Origin of the sequence: Arthrobacter sunyaminii (genome assembly GCF_018866305.1) — a bacterium.
GTDB lineage: Bacteria > Actinomycetota > Actinomycetes > Actinomycetales > Micrococcaceae > Arthrobacter_B > Arthrobacter_B sunyaminii.
Genome location: NZ_CP076456.1, coordinates 1,454,508 through 1,471,830 on the forward strand (window position 1 = coordinate 1,454,508; position 17,323 = coordinate 1,471,830).

Annotated in this window: 16 protein-coding genes; 13 read left to right on the top strand and 3 right to left on the bottom strand. The window is 65.2% G+C overall.

The features are described from left to right. Positions 1–171: 171 nt before the first annotated feature. Entirely contained in the window at positions 172–1,137 is a 966-nt protein-coding gene (locus KG104_RS06410) for a quinone oxidoreductase family protein (protein WP_207347598.1), read from the bottom strand. A gap of 213 nt (positions 1,138–1,350) precedes the next feature. Here KG104_RS06410 and argC point away from each other — a divergent pair, with 213 nt between their 5' ends. From argC to KG104_RS06460, 10 genes are all read left to right on the top strand, one after another. After that, positions 1,351–2,382 (top strand): N-acetyl-gamma-glutamyl-phosphate reductase, encoded by a 1,032-nt coding sequence (gene argC, locus KG104_RS06415; RefSeq protein WP_207347599.1) that lies wholly within the window; start codon positions 1,351–1,353, stop codon positions 2,380–2,382. Beyond that, on the top strand, positions 2,382–3,593 hold the full coding sequence (argJ, locus tag KG104_RS06420) for a bifunctional glutamate N-acetyltransferase/amino-acid acetyltransferase ArgJ (protein WP_207347600.1): 1,212 nt from the start codon (positions 2,382–2,384) through the stop codon (positions 3,591–3,593). The genes argC and argJ overlap by 1 nt, the downstream gene beginning before the upstream one ends. A 12-nt stretch (positions 3,594–3,605) precedes the next feature. Next, positions 3,606–4,529 (top strand): acetylglutamate kinase, encoded by a 924-nt coding sequence (gene argB / locus KG104_RS06425; protein ID WP_104055440.1) that lies wholly within the window; start codon positions 3,606–3,608, stop codon positions 4,527–4,529. Further along, positions 4,526–5,920 (top strand): acetylornithine transaminase, encoded by a 1,395-nt coding sequence (locus KG104_RS06430; RefSeq protein ID WP_207347601.1) that lies wholly within the window; start codon positions 4,526–4,528, stop codon positions 5,918–5,920. The genes argB and KG104_RS06430 overlap by 4 nt, the downstream gene beginning before the upstream one ends. Next, positions 5,917–6,900, top strand: coding sequence for an ornithine carbamoyltransferase (gene argF, locus KG104_RS06435; RefSeq protein WP_104161881.1), 984 nt, complete (start codon positions 5,917–5,919; stop codon positions 6,898–6,900). Before KG104_RS06430 ends, argF begins: the two co-directional genes overlap by 4 nt. After that, on the top strand, positions 6,897–7,433 hold the full coding sequence (locus KG104_RS06440; protein ID WP_207347602.1) for an arginine repressor: 537 nt from the start codon (positions 6,897–6,899) through the stop codon (positions 7,431–7,433). Before argF ends, KG104_RS06440 begins: the two co-directional genes overlap by 4 nt. 97 nt (positions 7,434–7,530) lie before the next feature. After that, the gene (locus KG104_RS06445; protein ID WP_207347603.1) at positions 7,531–8,739 is read left to right on the top strand and encodes an argininosuccinate synthase; all 1,209 of its coding nucleotides are present in this window, start codon (positions 7,531–7,533) and stop codon (positions 8,737–8,739) included. Positions 8,740–8,742: 3 nt separating this feature from the next. Beyond that, entirely contained in the window at positions 8,743–10,200 is a 1,458-nt protein-coding gene (argH, locus tag KG104_RS06450; protein WP_207347604.1) for an argininosuccinate lyase, read from the top strand. 150 nt (positions 10,201–10,350) lie between these two features. Then, the gene (locus KG104_RS06455) at positions 10,351–10,869 is read left to right on the top strand and encodes a pyridoxine/pyridoxamine 5'-phosphate oxidase (RefSeq protein ID WP_207347605.1); all 519 of its coding nucleotides are present in this window, start codon (positions 10,351–10,353) and stop codon (positions 10,867–10,869) included. 104 nt (positions 10,870–10,973) lie between these two features. Beyond that, complete coding sequence (locus tag KG104_RS06460) at positions 10,974–11,780, top strand: maleylpyruvate isomerase family mycothiol-dependent enzyme (RefSeq protein ID WP_207347606.1); 807 nt, start codon at positions 10,974–10,976, stop codon at positions 11,778–11,780. A gap of 76 nt (positions 11,781–11,856) precedes the next feature. On the opposite strand, the gene KG104_RS06465 is transcribed toward KG104_RS06460, so the two are convergent. Next, complete coding sequence (locus KG104_RS06465) at positions 11,857–13,284, bottom strand: HNH endonuclease signature motif containing protein (protein WP_207347607.1); 1,428 nt, start codon at positions 13,282–13,284, stop codon at positions 11,857–11,859. A gap of 534 nt (positions 13,285–13,818) precedes the next feature. Here KG104_RS06465 and KG104_RS06470 point away from each other — a divergent pair. Further along, positions 13,819–14,667 (top strand): SRPBCC domain-containing protein, encoded by an 849-nt coding sequence (locus KG104_RS06470; RefSeq protein WP_104055449.1) that lies wholly within the window; start codon positions 13,819–13,821, stop codon positions 14,665–14,667. Between the two features lie 54 nt (positions 14,668–14,721). Next, on the top strand, positions 14,722–15,363 hold the full coding sequence (locus KG104_RS06475; protein ID WP_207347608.1) for a DNA-3-methyladenine glycosylase: 642 nt from the start codon (positions 14,722–14,724) through the stop codon (positions 15,361–15,363). 72 nt (positions 15,364–15,435) lie between these two features. Here KG104_RS06475 and KG104_RS06480 read toward each other — a convergent pair whose 3' ends face one another. After that, positions 15,436–16,431, bottom strand: a complete 996-nt coding sequence (locus tag KG104_RS06480) for an aldo/keto reductase (protein ID WP_207347609.1) — start codon at positions 16,429–16,431, stop codon at positions 15,436–15,438. A gap of 177 nt (positions 16,432–16,608) precedes the next feature. Between KG104_RS06480 and KG104_RS06485 the strand changes: the two genes are divergently transcribed. Next, positions 16,609–17,166: an adenine phosphoribosyltransferase gene (locus KG104_RS06485; RefSeq protein ID WP_237688683.1), complete on the top strand. Its 558-nt coding sequence runs from the start codon at positions 16,609–16,611 to the stop codon at positions 17,164–17,166. The last annotated feature ends 157 nt before the right edge of the window (positions 17,167–17,323 follow it).

Genomic DNA, 17,323 nt, shown 5'->3' on the forward strand with positions numbered 1-17,323 from the left:
CGAGAGTAACGACTACGTGCCGGGTACCCGAGCGCACCCGGAGGTGCCCTCCAGCGAGGAATATTCCGAGGTTTTCCATTGCCTGTGGGCATGACTCTCAAGGCGCTGCACAGAACGCCGGTAACAACCAGGACAAGGGCGGCCCCGGAGTAAAGGCGGCAAGCCCTCAGGCTACGGAATCAGCAGCACCTTGCCGGTGGTCTTCCGCCCCTCGAGGTCCTCCTGGGCCCGGGTGGCTTCAGCGAGCGGATACGTTCCGCCGATGCGCACGTCCAGCGTTCCTTCACGAACCATTTCAAACAGGTCATGGGCACGCCACTGCCGTTCTTCGCGTGTGAGCAGATAGTCGCCAATGGTAGGGCGGGTGAGGTAGAGGGAACCGCCGGAATTCAGCTTCTGGATGTCGAAGGGCGGCACCTGTCCCGAGGCTCCGCCGAACAGGACCAGCATGCCGCGCTTGCGCAGGCTCGCCAGTGAACCCTCGAACGTTGCCTTGCCCACGCCGTCGTACACCACGTCCACACCCACGCCGTCCGTCAGGTGACGGACTTCCTCGGCGAAGCCCTCGTATCCCAGTGCATGGTCGGCACCCGCCGAGCGTGCCAGCTCGCGCTTCTCGTCGGTGGACGCCGTGGTGATGATCCTTGCTCCCTTGGCCTTGAGCAGCTGGATCAGCAGGAGGCCAACGCCTCCGGCGCCCGCATGCGTGAGGACGGTCTGGCCCTCTTCCACCGGAAAGGCGGAGTTGCACAGGTAATGTGCGGTCATGCCCTGCATGGGCAGGGCGGCCGCCGTCTCGTCGCTGACACCGTCAGGGACCGGCAGCGCCTTGTCCGCCTCCAGGATCATGTACTCCGAGTAGGTGCCACCGCCTTCAGCGGTGGCAACCCGCGCCCCTTCCCGAAAGTCCTCAACATCGCGGCCTGTCGCCACTACGGTGCCGGCAGCCTCCACGCCGGGAATGAACGGGTACTCCATGGGATACACGCCGCTGCGCTTGTAGGTGTCGATGAAGTTCACGCCGGCGGCGGCCACGCGCACCAGCAGTTCCTTGGGTCCCGGCTGGGGGAGGTCCACGTCTTCGACACGCAGGATTTCCGGCCCGCCGGGGGCGGGTACCACAATAGCTTTATGCATGGAATGTCTCTTCCGTCACGGCTTCGGTGTTGCTGCCATCGTAGGGCAGCATCGACCCCGGCGCACGGCTTCGGTGTTGCTGCCATCGTAGGGCAGCATCGACCCCGGCGCACGGCTTCGTCTGTTAGGCGCCGGCGTCACGCAGCATCGGGGCATGCGTCATGAATGTATAAATATGAAGGTTCCTGCATAAATCTGCTGTAGGGTAAAACCATGACGATTTCAGTTGCTGTCTCAGGAGCCTCGGGGTACGCCGGCGGCGAGGTCCTGCGCCTGCTGGCCGGGCATCCCTCCGTCACCATTGGCGCCATCACCGCGCACAGCAACGCCGGATCCCGTCTGGGCGAACTCCAGCCGCACCTGCATGCGCTCGCAGACCGTGTCCTGGTGGACACCACCGTGGAGAACCTGGCCGGACACGACGTCGTCTTCCTGGCGCTCCCGCACGGTGCCAGCGCCGCCATTGCGGCTCAGCTCGATCCTTCCGTCCTCGTGATCGACGCCGGTGCAGACCACCGCCTGGAAGATCCGGTGGCGTGGGAGAAGTTCTACGGCTCTCCGCATGCCGGTTCGTGGCCGTACGGGCTGCCGGAACTGCCCGGTCACCGTGACCGGCTCAAGGGCGCCAACCGCATTGCGGTTCCGGGATGCTATCCCACCTCCTCGCTGCTGGCGCTGACCCCGGGCTTCTCTGCCGGGCTGCTGGAGCCCGACGACGTAGTCATCGTTGCTGCTTCCGGAACCTCCGGCGCGGGCAAAGCGGCCAAGCCGCACCTGCTGGGTTCGGAAGTGATGGGCGGTATGAGTCCCTACGGAGTGGGCGGCGGTCACCGCCACACACCGGAGATTGAGCAGGGCCTCTCGGCTGCGGCCGGTGAGAGCGTGGCCGTGTCCTTCACCCCCACGCTGGCACCGATGGCCCGCGGCATTCTCACCACGGCCACGGCGAAGGTCCGACCCGGCGTCACCCCGGAACAGCTTCGGGCAGCCTGGCAGGAAGCGTACGGCCGCGAACACTTTGTCCGGCTGCTGCCCGAGGGCCAGTGGCCGGCCACCAAGATGGTGGTGGGTTCCAACTACGCCGCCCTGCAGCTGGCCTACGACGCGCATACCAACCGGGTGATTGTCACCTGCGTGATCGACAACCTGAACAAAGGCACCGCAGGCGGAGCGGTGCAGTCCATGAACATAGCCCTTGGCCTTGAAGAGACCGCCGGCCTGATGACGCAGGGAGTTGCCCCGTAATGAGCACCACCGAAAACAGTATTGAAGCAGCCAGCACTGTCAACGAAACTGCTGTCACGACCGGCGTCACTGCCCCGGCCGGCTTCCGCGCCGCCGGCATCACCGCCGGACTGAAGCTGTCCGGCGGCCGTGACATGGCCCTCGTGGTCAATGACGGTCCGTCCAAGGCCGCAGCCGCCGTCTTCACCCGCAACCGCGTGGCTGCAGCGCCGGTGCACTGGTCCCGTCAGGTGCTCACGGACGGCCGCGCCGATGCCGTGATCCTCAACTCCGGCGGCGCCAACGCCTGCACCGGACCCCAGGGCTTTCAGAACACGCACGCCACCGCCGAGAAGACGGCCGAGGTCCTGGGCATCTCCGCCTCGGACGTGGTGGTCTGCTCCACCGGGCTTATCGGTGAGCAGCTGCCCATGGAGGAAATCCTCCCCGGTGTGGAGGCCGCCGCTCAGGCATTGGCGGCCGACGGCGGTGCTTCCGCCGCCGAGGCGATCATGACCACCGACACCGTCGCCAAGCAGGCAGTGTTCACCGGCAGCGGCTACACCATCGGCGGCATGGCCAAAGGGGCCGGCATGCTGGCTCCGGGGCTGGCAACCATGCTCGTGGTGCTGACCACCGACGCGCAGCTGCCGGCCGCCGCCCTGGACACGGCGCTGCGCGCAGCCACTGCCGTCACGTTTGACCGCACCGACTCGGACGGCTGCATGTCCACCAATGACACCGTGGTGCTGATGGCTTCCGGCGCTGCCGGCACCGTCCCGGACCAGGCAGAATTCACCGCAGGCCTCACCGAGGTCTGCCATTCTTTGGCCCAGCAGCTGATCACCGATGCCGAGGGCGCCAGCCACGACATCGCCGTGACCACGCTCAACGCCGCCACCGTGGCCGATGCTGAAACCGCTTCCCGCGCCGTCACCCGGTCCAACCTCTTCAAGACCGCCATCTTCGGCAATGACCCCAACTGGGGCCGTGTCCTTTCCGCCGTGGGAACCACCGATGCCGCGTTTGAGCCGGACCGGATCAACGTGACGATCAACGGAGTGCAGGTGTGCCGCAACGGGGGAATCGGAGACTCCCGGGACCTGGTGGATCTGACCGGCCGCAAGGTGACGGTCGAAATTGATCTCAACGCCGGCACGGAAAGCGCCACCATCTGGACCAATGACCTGACCACGGACTACGTCCACGAAAACTCGGCCTACAGCAGCTGATCGGGGACTGACATGAGCACAACAGCAGAAGTTCGGGAACAACTGGCCGCCCAGGACAAGGCCGCCACCCTCATCGAAGCGCTGCCGTGGATCCAGCGGTTTGCCGGCAGCATCATGGTGATCAAGTATGGCGGCAACGCCATGGTCAACGATGACCTGCGCCGTGCCTTCGCCGAGGACATCGTTTTTCTGCACCACGTCGGAGTGCGTCCGGTGGTGGTGCACGGCGGCGGCCCGCAGATCAATTCCCTGCTGGAACGTCTGGGCATCAAGTCCGAATTCAAGGGCGGACTGCGTGTGACCACCCCCGAAGCCATGGACGCCGTCCGCATGGTGCTCACCGGCCAGGTGGGCCGCGAGCTGGTAGGCATGATCAACGCGCACGGCCCGTACGCCGTCGGACTCTCCGGCGAAGACGCCGGGCTGTTGCAGGCAACACGCATCGGAACCGTAATCGACGGCCAGGAAGTGGACCTTGGCCAGGTCGGCGAGGTGACCGGAGTCAATCCCGGCGCCATTGTCGACCTGCTCGAAGCCGGACGCATTCCGGTTATTTCCACGGTGGCTCCCGAGGTCGACGCCGACGGCGGGCTCACCAGTGCGGTATTGAACGTGAACGCGGATACTGCTGCCGCCGCCCTGGCCGTGGCACTTGGTGCCTCACGTCTGGTGGTGCTGACCGATGTTGAGGGACTGTACTCGAATTGGCCGGACAAGACCTCCCTGATTTCCGCGCTGACCGCGGGGGAGCTGCGCGACATGCTGCCCTCCCTGGAAGCCGGCATGATTCCGAAGATGCAGGCCTGCCTCACGGCGGTTGACGGCGGGGTGGACCGGGCAGCCGTAGTGGACGGCCGGATGGCCCATTCCATGCTGCTGGAGGTTTTCACCACCGCCGGCATTGGCACCCAGGTTGTTCCGGAGGAGCAGGCATGAGCGACGTTTCCCAGATCCAGACAGAGATCCAGACGAACCCCAGCTCCGCGGAAACCGTCCTCGACGGCCTCACGGGGTCATCGCAGGACTGGCTGCAGCGTTACGGCTCCTCGCTGATGGGCGTCTTCGGCACCCCGCAGCGGGTTCTCGTCCGCGGCAGCGGGTGCACCGTCTGGGACGCCGACGGCAAGCCCTATCTGGACCTGCTCGGCGGCATTGCCGTCAACGCACTCGGCCATGCCCATCCGTTCCTGACCTCGGTGATCAGCAGCCAGCTCGCCACGCTGGGCCATGTCTCCAACTTCTTCACCAGCCCGACACAGGTGGCTCTGGCGGAAAAGCTGCTCCAGCTTTCCGGGGCCCCCGTTGGTTCCAAGGTCTTCTTCGCAAACTCCGGCACCGAAGCCAACGAGGCGGCGTTCAAGCTGGCCCGGCGCAATACCGGAACGGCGGCCGACGGCAACCCGCAGCGCACCCGCATCATCGCGCTGGAGGGCGCATTCCACGGCCGGACCCTCGGGGCGCTGGCCCTGACGGCCAAGAAGGCTTACCGGGCGCCGTTCGAACCGCTGCCCGGGGGAGTGGAGCACATTGCCTTCGGCGACGTCGAGGCCCTGCGCACTGCAGTGGATGACACCGTGGCCGCCGTCTTCGTCGAGCCCATCCAGGGCGAAGCCGGTGTGGTTCCGCTGCCCGCCGGATATCTGCAGGCAGCCCGCGACATCACTTCAGCTGCAGGCGCCCTGCTGATCGTGGACGAAGTCCAGACCGGCATCGGCCGCACCGGAGCGTGGTTTGCCTCCGAAGGGGTTCTGCCGGACGCCATGACCCTGGCCAAGGGTCTGGGCGGCGGTTTCCCCGTCGGCGCACTGATCACCTTCGGCGAAAGCGTGTCCTCGCTGCTGACCGCCGGCCAGCACGGCACCACCTTTGGCGGCAACCCCGTGGCCACCGCCGCCTCGCTGGCTACGCTGCACGTGATTGAATCCACCGGGCTGCTGGAACAGGTACAACAGACCGGCGAGCACCTGCGGACGGCGGTGGCAACCGTTCCCGGCGTCACCCAAGTCCGGGGGGCGGGCCTGCTCATCGGCTTCGATCTGGCCGACGAGATTGCACCGGCCGCCGTGACAGCTGCCCTGGAGGCCGGATTCATCATTAACGCCACCGGGCCGCGAACCCTGCGTCTGGCGCCGCCGCTGATCCTGACCGCGGCACAGGCCGACTCCTTTGTTGATGCACTGCCGGGAATCCTGGCCGCCGCCCGTGCCGCCCAGGACACTTCAGCCGCCGTCACCGGACCAGCATCCACCGGACCAGCTACAACTAACGGACAGGCTGCAACTAACGGGCAAGCCCCTGCCCCCGCAACAACCGAAGGAAAATCATGACCCGCCATTTCCTGGTCGACACCGACCTCACCCAGGCCGAGCAGACCGAGGTGCTGGACCTGGCTGACCTGTTGAAGAAGGACCGCTACAAGTACCAGCCCTATGCCGGCGAATCCACCGGCCGGCAGACGGTCGCCGTGATCTTCGACAAGACCTCCACCCGCACCCGGGTTTCCTTTGCTGCGGGCATATCCGACCTGGGCGGTGTTCCGCTCATCATCGGTGCCGGGGAGTCCCAGCTCGGGCACAAGGAAAGCGTCACGGACACCACCAAGGTGCTGGAACGCATGGTCTCCACCATTGTCTGGCGCACCTACGCGCAGTCCGGCCTCGAAGAAATGGCTGCGGCTTCGCGGGTTCCGGTAATCAACGCGCTCTCGGATGACTACCACCCGTGCCAGCTGCTGGCTGACCTCATGACCATCCGTGAGCACAAGGGCACCCTCGCCGGCCTCACCCTGACTTATCTGGGGGACTGCGCCAACAACATGGCCAACTCCTACCTGCTGGCATGCGTCACTGCGGGAATGCATGTCCGGGTCGCCGGTCCGATCGGCTACCTGCCGGATCCGCTGATTGTCGACGCCGCTGCCGCCCGTGCCGAAGAAACCGGCGGATCGGTGATGATCACCACCGATCCCGCCGAAGCACTGGCCGGAGCCGACGTCGTCGCCACCGACACCTGGGTCTCCATGGGCCAGGAGGACGAAAAGGCGGCCCGTTCCGAGCTGTTCCGCAGCTTCGCCGTGGACGCCGCAGCGATGGCGCAGGCAGCGGACGACGCCGTCGTCCTGCACTGCCTGCCCGCCTACCGCGGCTACGAAATCTCTGCCGACGTCATCGACGGCCCGCAGTCGCTGGTCTGGGATGAAGCAGAGAACCGCCTGCACGCGCAGAAAGCGCTCATGGTGTGGCTGATGGCGCGCTCGGGCCTGACCGGAGTTCCGGAGGGACAGGCAGTTTCCGGGGGTGCAGCATGAGCATGCCGGCAACCAAGACTGCACGCCAGGCCCGCATCCGCACGCTGCTGACCAGCCGGTCGGTCCGGTCCCAGGCGGAGCTCGCTGCGCTGCTCGCGGACGACGGCGTCCAGGTCACCCAGGCCACGCTGTCCCGGGACCTGGTGGAGCTGGGCGCGGTGCGGATGCGCGGCAAGGAGGGGGTGCTGGTATACGCGGTGCCTTCCGAGGGAGGACAGCGGGCACCGCAGTCGGGGGTTTCAGCGGAAGTCCTGGATGCCCGCCTGGCCCGATTGTGCGGGGAACTGCTGGTCACGGCGGAGGCCTCGGGCAACATTGTGGTGCTGCGGACTCCTCCGGGCGCCGCGAACTTCCTGGCCCTGGCCATCGACCATTCAGTGTTGCCGTCCATTCTGGGCACCATTGCCGGTGACGATACGGTGGTAATGGTCACCCGCGAGCCCGACGGCGGCGCCGACGTGGCGGCGCGCTTCCTGCGAATCGCGGACGAGGCCACCGCCAACGGGCAGGCCCCGGACAGCCGCATCCTGTGACGCCGGTTTCGGCAGGCACCGGACCCAACAACTTTCATCTACTTTCATCGACAGGCAGCCGTCTACGGCTGCGCACAACGCAAGAGGAGCATATTTCGTGAGCGAACGCATTGTACTGGCCTACTCCGGTGGCCTTGATACTTCGGTGGCTATCGGCTGGATCGCCGAAGCAACCGGTGCTGAGGTTATCGCCGTGGCCGTGGACGTCGGACAGGGCGGCGAATCCCTGGAAACCATCCGCCAGCGCGCCCTGGCCTGCGGCGCCGTCGAAGCCTACGTTGCAGATGCCCGGGACGAATTCGCCTCCGAGTACTGCATGCCGGCGCTGAAGGCCAACGGCCTGTACATGGATTCCTACCCGCTGGTCTCCGCCCTGTCGCGTCCGGTCATCGTGAAGCACCTTGTCGCTGCCGCCCGTGAGTTCGGCGCCACCACCGTGTCCCACGGCTGCACCGGCAAGGGCAACGACCAGGTCCGCTTTGAAGTCGGCATCCAGACCCTGGGCCCGGACCTGAAGTGCATCGCCCCGGTCCGCGACCTGGCCCTGACCCGTGACAAGGCCATCGCCTTTGCCGAGGAAAAGAACCTGCCGATCGTCACCACCAAGAAGAACCCGTTCTCCATCGACGCCAACGTGTGGGGACGCGCCGTGGAGACCGGCTTCCTGGAAGACATCTGGAACGGTCCCACCCCGGACGTGTACGAGTACACCTCCGATCCCGCTGCCGGCCTTCCCGCCGACGAAGTGGTCATCACCTTCAAGGAAGGCGTTCCGGTGGCGATCGACGGCAAGCCCGTCACGCCGCTGCAGGCCATCGAGGAAATGAACCGCCGCGCCGGCGCCCAGGGCATCGGCCGCATCGACATTGTCGAAGACCGCCTTGTCGGTATCAAGAGCCGCGAAATCTACGAAGCCCCCGGCGCCATGGCCCTGATGGCCGCCCACCGCGAGCTCGAAAACGTCACGGTGGAGCGCGAGCAGGCCCGGTTCAAGAAGACCGTTGGCCAGCGCTGGACCGAGCTGGTCTACGACGGCCAGTGGTTCTCCCCGCTGAAGAAGTCCCTGGGCGCCTTTGTCGAGGACACCCAGAAGTACGTCTCCGGCGACATCCGCATGAACATGCAGGGCGGCCGTGCAGTGGTGACCGGACGCCGTTCCGACTCCTCGCTGTATGACTTCAACCTGGCCACCTACGACACCGGTGACAGCTTTGACCAGTCCATGGCCCGCGGCTTCATTGAGCTGTTCGGCATGTCCTCCAAGGTGGCCTCCGGCCGCGACCAGCGTTTGGCAGAAGGTAAGTAGGAAATGAATCACGGCAAGCCGCCGGTTGAACCGGCCGGAACCGCAGCTGCGGGTTCCACCGTCCAGGGCGCTTTGTGGGGCGGCCGCTTTGCAGGCGGTCCCGCTGACGCCCTCGCGGCGCTGAGCAAGTCCACCCACTTCGACTGGCGGCTTGCCGGCTACGACATTGCCGGCTCCCGTGCGCACGCCCGCGTGCTGCACACAGCCGGCCTGCTCGACGACGAGGAGCTGGCGGGCATGCTCGCGGCCCTGGACGCGCTCGACGCCGATGTCCGCTCGGGTGCCTATGTCCCCGCCGATTCGGATGAGGACGTGCACGGTTCCCTGGAGCGCGGACTCATTGAGCGCGCCGGTCCTGCGTTGGGCGGCAAGCTCCGCGCCGGCCGGTCCCGCAATGACCAGATCGCCACGCTGGGACGGATGTACCTGCGCGATCATGCCCGGATCATCGCCACCGGTGTCCTGGCAACGGTTGATGCCCTCATGGAACAGGCCGAAAAACACCTTGGGGTGGCCATGCCCGGACGCACCCATCTGCAGCACGCCCAGCCCGTGCTGCTGAGCCACCACCTGCTGGCGCATGCCTGGGCTTTGCTGCGCGATGTGCAGCGTTTGATGGACTGGGATAAGCGGGCTGCGGTGTCGCCCTACGGCTCCGGTGCCCTGGCCGGTTCTTCGCTCGGGCTGGATCCCAATGCAGTGGCTGCCGAGCTGGGCTTTGACTCAGCGGTCTGGAACTCCATTGACGGCACCGCCTCGCGTGACGTCTACGCGGAGTTCTCCTGGGTCGCCGCCATGATCGGCGTGGACCTGTCCCGGATCAGCGAGGAAATCATCATTTGGGCCACCAAGGAGTTCTCCTTCGTGACCTTGGACGATGCGTTCTCCACCGGGTCGTCCATCATGCCGCAGAAGAAGAACCCGGATGTGGCCGAGCTGGCCCGCGGCAAGGCCGGCCGCCTGATCGGTGACCTCACCGGCCTGCTGGCCACGCTGAAGGGACTACCACTGGCTTACAACCGTGATCTGCAGGAAGACAAGGAACCTGTCTTTGACGCTGCCGATACTCTGGAAGTCCTGCTTCCTGCGGTTTCCGGCATGATCGCCACGCTCACGTTCAACACCGAGCGCATGCAGGCGCTGGCACCGCAGGGCTTCGCCCTGGCCACGGACATTGCTGAGTGGCTGGTTCGCCAGGGCGTTCCCTTCCGTGAAGCGCACGAGCTCTCCGGTGCTGCTGTACAGCTGGCCGAAAGCCGCGGCGTCGAACTGTGGGACCTGACCGACGAGGACTATGCCGGCATTTCGGAGCATCTGACCCCTGAAGTGCGGACCGTGCTGAGCACTGAAGGTTCGCTGAACAGCCGCAGCGCCCAGGGCGGCACGGCCCGGTCGGCCGTGGAAGCGCAGCTGACTGCGCTGAAGTCCGAGCTGGAGACAGCTCGCAGCTACGCTGCGTGACCCGGTCCGCTGCCTGAATACACGCACCCCTCGGAAAGGACCCCGGAGAGCTGATGCCTTTCCGGGGTCCTTCTGGCATCTCTTAGGCTCCTTTTCATTTGGCTTCGAGGGCCGTGGGCGTGCCACATATCCAGCGGCTACCCTTAGGCCATGAGCGACTCCTTCCGGCTGATGCTGCGTGCCCTGCCCGATTTTCCGGAGGACCTGCCGGGCTTCGACCGCGCTGGCGCGCCGGCCAATCCGGCTGAGCTGTTCCGCTCCTGGCTGGACGACGCCCTGGCCGCAGGCGTCCGCCAGCCCCATGCCTTTTCGCTGGCCACGGCCGACGCGGGCGGGAACCTGTCCTCACGGATGCTCATCCTGAAAGATCTCGACGACGACGGCTGGCACTTTGCCACATCCCGAACCTCGCGGAAGGGCAGGGAGCTTGAGGCGAATCCCCGTGCGGCCATGAACTTCTACTGGTCCGAGCTGGGACGGCAAATCCGGGTGGCCGGCGCCGTTGTCCAGCTGTCCGATACCGTCTCGGCACGGGACTGGGAGGAACGGCCGGGTGCGGATGGTTCTGAGAACCCGCAGTGGCAGGTGTATGCGCTGCAACCGTCCGAGATCGAATTTTGGCAGGCAGACCCGGGCCGGCACCACATCCGCCACCGCTACCAGCTCTGATTTTGACTTTAGGTTCCACCTGTCCCATCGGCCACCGGCGGCACGCATCCACTGGGCCAGCGCCGCTGCGTGGCGAAATGCTCCGGCTCCCATAAGGTGGGTCAATGACTGGTTTTTCTAATGCTCCGGGTTCGTCTGTTCCCAAGTCCCCGGACCGTCCCGCCTCCTCCCAGCTGCTGTCCAATGTGGGAACTGCTGCAGCGGATTTTCGGAGCCGCGTCGCCTCTCTGACAGACGCCGATGTCCGTGCTCCCTCCCGGCTCCCGGGCTGGTCCCGCGGACATGTTCTGGCGCACGTGGCCGGTGTTGCCGATGCCATGGCACGCCAGCTGGACTATGCGGCCCGGGGCGAAACCATTGAGTTGTACGACGGCGGTTCTGACGGCCGCAACCGTGCCATCGAAGAGGGTTCCGTTCGTTCGGCAGACCGGCTTCGCGCAGAGCTCGACGCAGCATTGGACCGTGCCCTGTCGGCCTTCGGCGACCTCAGTGACGAGGACTGGCACGCACCCATTTCCTACCGTGACGGAGTCGTGCGGGACGGGGGACTGGCCCTGTGGCGGGAACTCGTGATCCATGCAACCGACTTGGGCACCGGCAGCGAAGCCGACAGCTGGTCACCGCAATTCTGCGAGCACCTGTTCGATTTCCTCTCCGCCCGCGTTCCTGCTGGAGTACGCGTGAGGCTGCAGCCCTTCGGCATGGCCCCGCGTGTGCTTACCGGAAATACCGGTACTCAAACCTTCGCCACGACCGGCAGCACCGTGTCAGTAAATGGTATGGCTACAGACATTGCCGCCTGGCTCGCCGGAAGAACCCCCAACCTGGGCAGCCTGCGGGCCGAGGCAGCCGCGGACGGTATCGACCTTCCCAAACTGCTGCCCTGGCCATCAGGCATTCCCGCCAAATAGTCCCGGCCAGCAGCCGGTGACCAACAGCCGGTACAGGCGCGCGAAAGACGGGATCCAGCCTCAGGCATCAGCCGGGTTAGAACGGCGGTGGTGACTCCTCAACTTCTGGTTCGAGGTGCGAGTCAGCTGTCCGAGGCGCGCGAAGGTGTCCAAGCGTGAGTTCCGGCTGAGTCTGGTAACGACGTCCGAGAGGCGAGATCCACTCCAAGACCCCCGGAGAAACCTGCCGGGCCTTCCAATGGCCCAGGGTCTTGAGTCGGTGATGTTTCTTGCAAAGGTTCGCCAAGTTCCAGTGTTCGGTCGGGCCGCCGTGTGCCCACGGTATGGTGTGGTCTATTTCGGTCCGGGCAGCGCCCGTACTGCAGCCCGGGAAGCGGCAGGTTTGGTCCCTCGCCTGCAGCCACCTCCGCAGTCCGGACGGCACCTTTCGACGCCGCCCAACTCCCAGAATCTGGCCCGTCTGGGGATCTTGGGCCAATCCGGTCCACCGGCATGCTGTGCGGGCGAGCCGCCGCGCTTCCTGCGCGCTGATCGATCCGTAGCCGGCAAGTTCGGCAGGGGCGTCGTCGACGCCAAACAGCGTTTCAGCGTTTATCAGGACCATGATCTCCGGGACCGTACCGGAAGGCAGGGGCGGAACATCGAACGGTTTGCCGGCTCCGACGCAGGGGACCTCCGTTGCGCCGGGTTCGTTGCCGAGTTCCCGGGTGTATGCGTTGTCTGGAGCCACAATGTCCAGAGCCTCACTGTCCACAGGTTCATCGTCATCCGGAACGTCACTGTCCGGAGTCTGGGTGCCATGTGGCTTCCCAACCCAAGGTTCGGAAGCGTGCAGGAGCAGGGACGCAAGGATGTCGGTGCGCAGCTGGTCCAGGCACCGCGGATCACCCAGTAACTGTTCGCCGCGTGCCGCTCCGGTCAGCGCGCCAAAGATACTCTGCCCCTTGTCGGCAGGAAGATATGCGGTGAGATGTCCCATGCCATCGGGCTGCGGCTGGAACCAGACCCTCCGCTGCTCGAACGCCGTCTGATGACGGACCGGGATGGTTTCCGGGTAGCTCCTTTCCCGCAGGCGGCGTGCCTTTCGAACCAACTGGGCATTGGTCAGGCCCGGAGCCATCTTCAGAAGTTCCTGTTCCATGGCGTGGGCGGCACCGGCAGGAAAAACCTGTCCGGCGGTGGCACCGGGTGAACGGGAAATTCCGGCCGGCATTTCCTCCGCAATAAGTGAGCGCGTCTGATCCAGGATGGTGCGGGCCTGAGCGGGATTGATCTCCGCCTTTTCCAGCAAGGCCAAAGTCTCCGGGCAGCGTTCGCACAACTCGTCGGACTCATCAACCAGGGCTCTTGCTGTTCCTTCCGGGATCCCGAGCAGGGTGGCGATCTCAGTGGCCGCAAGAGTAAAGGCAAGGGCCGGATCCACCTTTCGCGCAACGGCGGGCCGCCCGCAAGCTGAATCCTCGGCGGCACGCTTCCTGTTGAACTGCTCAAGATCCTCAACCATCAGCTGATGCTGCCGATGTATGAGTCGAGCCCGCGCTGATGCTGTCCAGCCGTCCAAAACCCTCAGCCGTTGCAAGGCGGCGCCCGTCAATTCCTGGTTCAGGGAATCGGCGGAGCCCAGTACCAAGGAACCGGTGAGTCCCTTCGGCGTGCCCCACTCCGGATTCGGCGCGGAAGTACTGGCGCAAGCCTGCCCCGCAGAGAACTGCCCCGCAGAGAACACCGACTCCTCGTCCGCGAACTTCCAAAACTCCAACACCTCCGCGGACCACTCGGCATCCGGAAGCCATAGGGGATCGGGAGGAGGATCTATCCGGGAGCCGCACACCGTCGTCGTCTTCATGGCATAAGCCTGTCAGCCGCCACCGACCTTTTCGCCGGCTGAGGACCGCCGGCAAATCAGGTAAATTCTGCACGAAAGCCAGTACCCGTATCCGGTGGCTGAAGTGCGCGCAGAACCTTACGGATCCGCCCGGCCAAGGGCTACGCTGAACAAAACCCCATTCCGGCCGTACCCGGACAGGAGGACCCTGCCATGCCTGGACAGATCACTTCCGCCCCCGTTCCAGAAGGCCGAATCGAGAGGCTTTCCGACGGATACGCGGTGGCCTTCGACCGTCAGTTCGATTACCCCACGGCCCATATCTGGGACATTCTGACGAATCCGGAGAAGATTTCGCGCTGGCTCGGCCAGTTGAGCCCCGAGTGGCAATTAGGCAAGGAATACACGCTGGAGATGGACGGCGGATCCAGCTTCGGAACCGTGCTCCAGCTGGAACCGCGCTCGAGCCTTCAGATCACATGGGAGGACCAGCTGGGATCGGAGTCCGTGCTGGAATGGCAGGTCCTGGCAAGCAGCGGGGGAGCACTGCTGCTGTTCCGTTCCCGGACCGACACCCCGGATTTCCTCGCCGAGGGCAGTGCCGGGTGGCAAGGTATTTTGGCCGCTTTCGCTTCCGTTGCGGCAGGAGAGGAACCCGCCCGGGACAGCATGGAAACGTGGCTGGCTCTTCGGGATGCGTATGCGGAAGATTTCGACGTCTCGCCCACCATGGGGCTGGTCACCGGCTCGGGATCCGACGCTGAACTGGTCTTTGACCGTTGGTACCGGGCCCCGGCGGAGGATGTGGAGGCCGCAGTTGATGCCGCCGGCCGCAGGCTCAGAGTTGGCGGGGAAGCAGAGCTGGAGATGACCAACGACGGTGAGGAAACCAGGGTCACCGTCCGCCAGCCCGTGACCGGAAGCCAGGACCAGACCGCTGCTTTGCTGGCTGGCTGGCACATGGCTTTAGACTCCGCACGCGACCAGCTCGACGGCGGCATGCCGCATCCGAATTCGCACCGCTTGGCCGCGTTGGAGCGGTTCTACCGGCCCATGGTTTAGTTTCGGAAGCAGCACGATTCCACGGGACGGCTCCGCAATTGTTACGGTCGAAGGATGGAAGACAAAAGCGAGAGGTCACGGCTTGCGGTGCCCGCAACGGAGGCCGCACGCCATCTGCTGGGATCAGTATTGACGCACGACGACGGCGGGGAACCGGTGAGTGTTCGCGTCACCGAAGTAGAGGCCTACATGGGGGACGTTGATCCCGGCTCCCACGCGTTCCGTGGCCGCACCGCCCGGAACAACACCATGTTCGGCCCGGCCGGCCATCTCTACGTCTACTTCACTTATGGAATGCACTACTGCGCCAACGTGGTGTGCGGCGAGGACGGCCATGCCACCGGGCTGCTGCTCCGGGCGGGCGAAATTGTCAGCGGAATTGAAACCGCCAGGATTCGCCGCAACAACCCGCGGACCGATCTGGATCTGGCCCGCGGCCCCGCTAGGCTGGCCCAGGCATTGGGAATCAACCGTGCTCTCGACGGCGCCGATGTCTTTGCCGCCCCGCTGCGTCTGGAACTGCCGGCGGACCCCGTCCCGGCGGAAAAAGTGTCCGCCGGACCTCGGGTAGGTGTCAGCGGACCCGGAGGTACGGACGAGTATCCCTGGCGGTACTGGCTGACCGGGGATCCAACAGTTTCCAAATACCGTCCGGCCCAGGCCAAGCGCCGGCCAGCCGGTGCAACGGCCCGTTAGCCGGAAATACCGGTTAACACACAGGCGGCGTCGGGGATGATCATCCCCGACGCCGCCTGCCGGCAGGACCCTCTATTCGCCGCCAGGCAGCGGCGCCTGTGCGGAGATCAGCTTATTTTCCAGCAGCTCGTCCCAGAAGGCGCCGGGAATCTGTGCCTTCATGGCCGCGATATCCTCAGAGACGCGCTCGGGCCGGCTGGAACCGGGGATGACCGCAGCCACAGCGGGGTGCGCCGTGGAGAATTGCAGGGCAGCTGCCTTCAGGCTCACGTCGTGCCGCTGGGCGATTGCCGTCAGCCGTGCGATCCGCTCCTTGACCGCCGGAGGAATCTCCGCGTAATCGAAGTAGTCCCCGCCCAGCAGGGCACCGGAGTTGAACGGACCGCCGACGACGATTCCCACACCCTTTTCCTGTGCAGCGGGCATCATGCGTTGCAGGGCACGCTCATGCTGCAGAAGGGTGTACTGCGTGGCGGAGAGGCTCATGGTCGGAGCCGCCACATCCATGTCCATGGCCAGCTCGATGGGCTCGGTCGTATTGACCCCGAGGCCCCAGCCCTGGATCACGCCCTCGTCCTGCAGCCGGGCCAGAACGCGGAACGCACCGGTCCGGGCCTCATCGAACTTGGCCACCCATTCGTCGCCCAGGAAGTCCCGGGACGTGTCATGGATGAAGACAAAGTCCAAGCGGTCGGTCTTTAGCCTCGTCAGGCTTTCCTCGATGGACCGCAGCGTGGCATCAGCCGTGTAATCCGTGGCGATTTTGTTGGAGCGCCCGTGTGTGAACAGGCCTGAGCCTTTCTCCTCCTCCTCGTCCAGGATCAGCCGTCCCACCTTGGTGCTGAGCGCATACTCATCACGGTTCTTTCCGGACAGGACATCGCCCAGCCGGGATTCTGCCAGCCCGGCGCCGTAGAACGGAGCGGTGTCGAAGTAACGGATTCCTTCGTTCCAGGCGGCCTCAACGGTGGCCAGTGCCTCGTCCTGGGGAATGTCACGGAACATGTTTCCCAGCGGAGCCGTCCCGAATCCGATCTTGTTCTTCAGCACTTCGTGCAGGTTAACCATGTGTTTCAATCCTTGCTGTTGATTCCGGGTCCTCTCCGAAGGACCCGCTCAAACGTGGCAACTGCCTCCCCGGAGGCTTTATTCCGCCACCCTTCGGCGCCGCGGGCCGTCGAGAGAAGGGCCACAGCTGCCCCCGTCAGCCACGAGGTCCCGCTGTTGAGCGGGTAAGGTGGACGCGTGAAAGAAACGCCCGCGGACGCCGCACAGAACATTGAGCCCATTGCCGAAACCATTGAACGACTGGGCGCAATTGTGCCGGATTACCCCAAGCCGGGAGTCGTCTTCCGCGACCTGACGCCTGTTTTTGCCGACGGTCCCGCGTTCCGCGGCGTTGTTGATGCTCTGCTGGCCGAGTATGAGGGGCGCTTCGACTACGTGGCCGGGGTTGAAGCCCGCGGCTTCCTCCTCGCCGCAGCCGCAGCCTATGCAGCTGACAAGGGCGTCATCACCATACGCAAGCCCGGCAAGCTCCCGCGCCGTGTGTTTTCTGAGAGCTTCTCCATGGAATACAGCGAGAACACGCTGGAAGTTCATCAGGATGACATTCCGGCCGGCTCCCGCGTCCTCATCCTGGACGATGTGCTCGCTACCGGCGGGACCCTCGGTGCAACGGCCCGGCTCATCGAGAAGGCCGGCGCCGTAGTGGCCGGATTCGGCGTCGTCCTGGAACTGAAGGATCTCGGCGGACGCGCCGCGCTGGCAGGTTACCCGGTGCACGCCCTGGTCGCTTACTAGCCCCATTTTCCGCTCCTCCGCTTGGCGGAGCATCACCGCGGCTCCGGACGGAGGCGCACTTAGACCCATCCGGCAAGGGCCGGCGTCACTTAAATAGCTCAGTGCATGGAAAAAGTCCAAATGCACGCTAAACTTGTGGGTCTGCCTTTGCGAGAGG

Coding starts and splice junctions, on each gene's coding strand:
- KG104_RS06410 (WP_207347598.1), bottom strand. CDS start 1,137: ATGCATAAAGCTATTGTGGTACCCGCCCCCGGCGGGCCGGAAATCCTG.
- argC (WP_207347599.1), top strand. CDS start 1,351: ATGACGATTTCAGTTGCTGTCTCAGGAGCCTCGGGGTACGCCGGCGGC.
- argJ (WP_207347600.1), top strand. CDS start 2,382: ATGAGCACCACCGAAAACAGTATTGAAGCAGCCAGCACTGTCAACGAA.
- argB (WP_104055440.1), top strand. CDS start 3,606: ATGAGCACAACAGCAGAAGTTCGGGAACAACTGGCCGCCCAGGACAAG.
- KG104_RS06430 (WP_207347601.1), top strand. CDS start 4,526: ATGAGCGACGTTTCCCAGATCCAGACAGAGATCCAGACGAACCCCAGC.
- argF (WP_104161881.1), top strand. CDS start 5,917: ATGACCCGCCATTTCCTGGTCGACACCGACCTCACCCAGGCCGAGCAG.
- KG104_RS06440 (WP_207347602.1), top strand. CDS start 6,897: ATGAGCATGCCGGCAACCAAGACTGCACGCCAGGCCCGCATCCGCACG.
- argH (WP_207347604.1), top strand. CDS start 8,743: ATGAATCACGGCAAGCCGCCGGTTGAACCGGCCGGAACCGCAGCTGCG.
- KG104_RS06455 (WP_207347605.1), top strand. CDS start 10,351: ATGAGCGACTCCTTCCGGCTGATGCTGCGTGCCCTGCCCGATTTTCCG.
- KG104_RS06460 (WP_207347606.1), top strand. CDS start 10,974: ATGACTGGTTTTTCTAATGCTCCGGGTTCGTCTGTTCCCAAGTCCCCG.
- KG104_RS06465 (WP_207347607.1), bottom strand. CDS start 13,284: ATGGTTGAGGATCTTGAGCAGTTCAACAGGAAGCGTGCCGCCGAGGAT.
- KG104_RS06470 (WP_104055449.1), top strand. CDS start 13,819: ATGCCTGGACAGATCACTTCCGCCCCCGTTCCAGAAGGCCGAATCGAG.
- KG104_RS06475 (WP_207347608.1), top strand. CDS start 14,722: ATGGAAGACAAAAGCGAGAGGTCACGGCTTGCGGTGCCCGCAACGGAG.
- KG104_RS06480 (WP_207347609.1), bottom strand. CDS start 16,431: ATGGTTAACCTGCACGAAGTGCTGAAGAACAAGATCGGATTCGGGACG.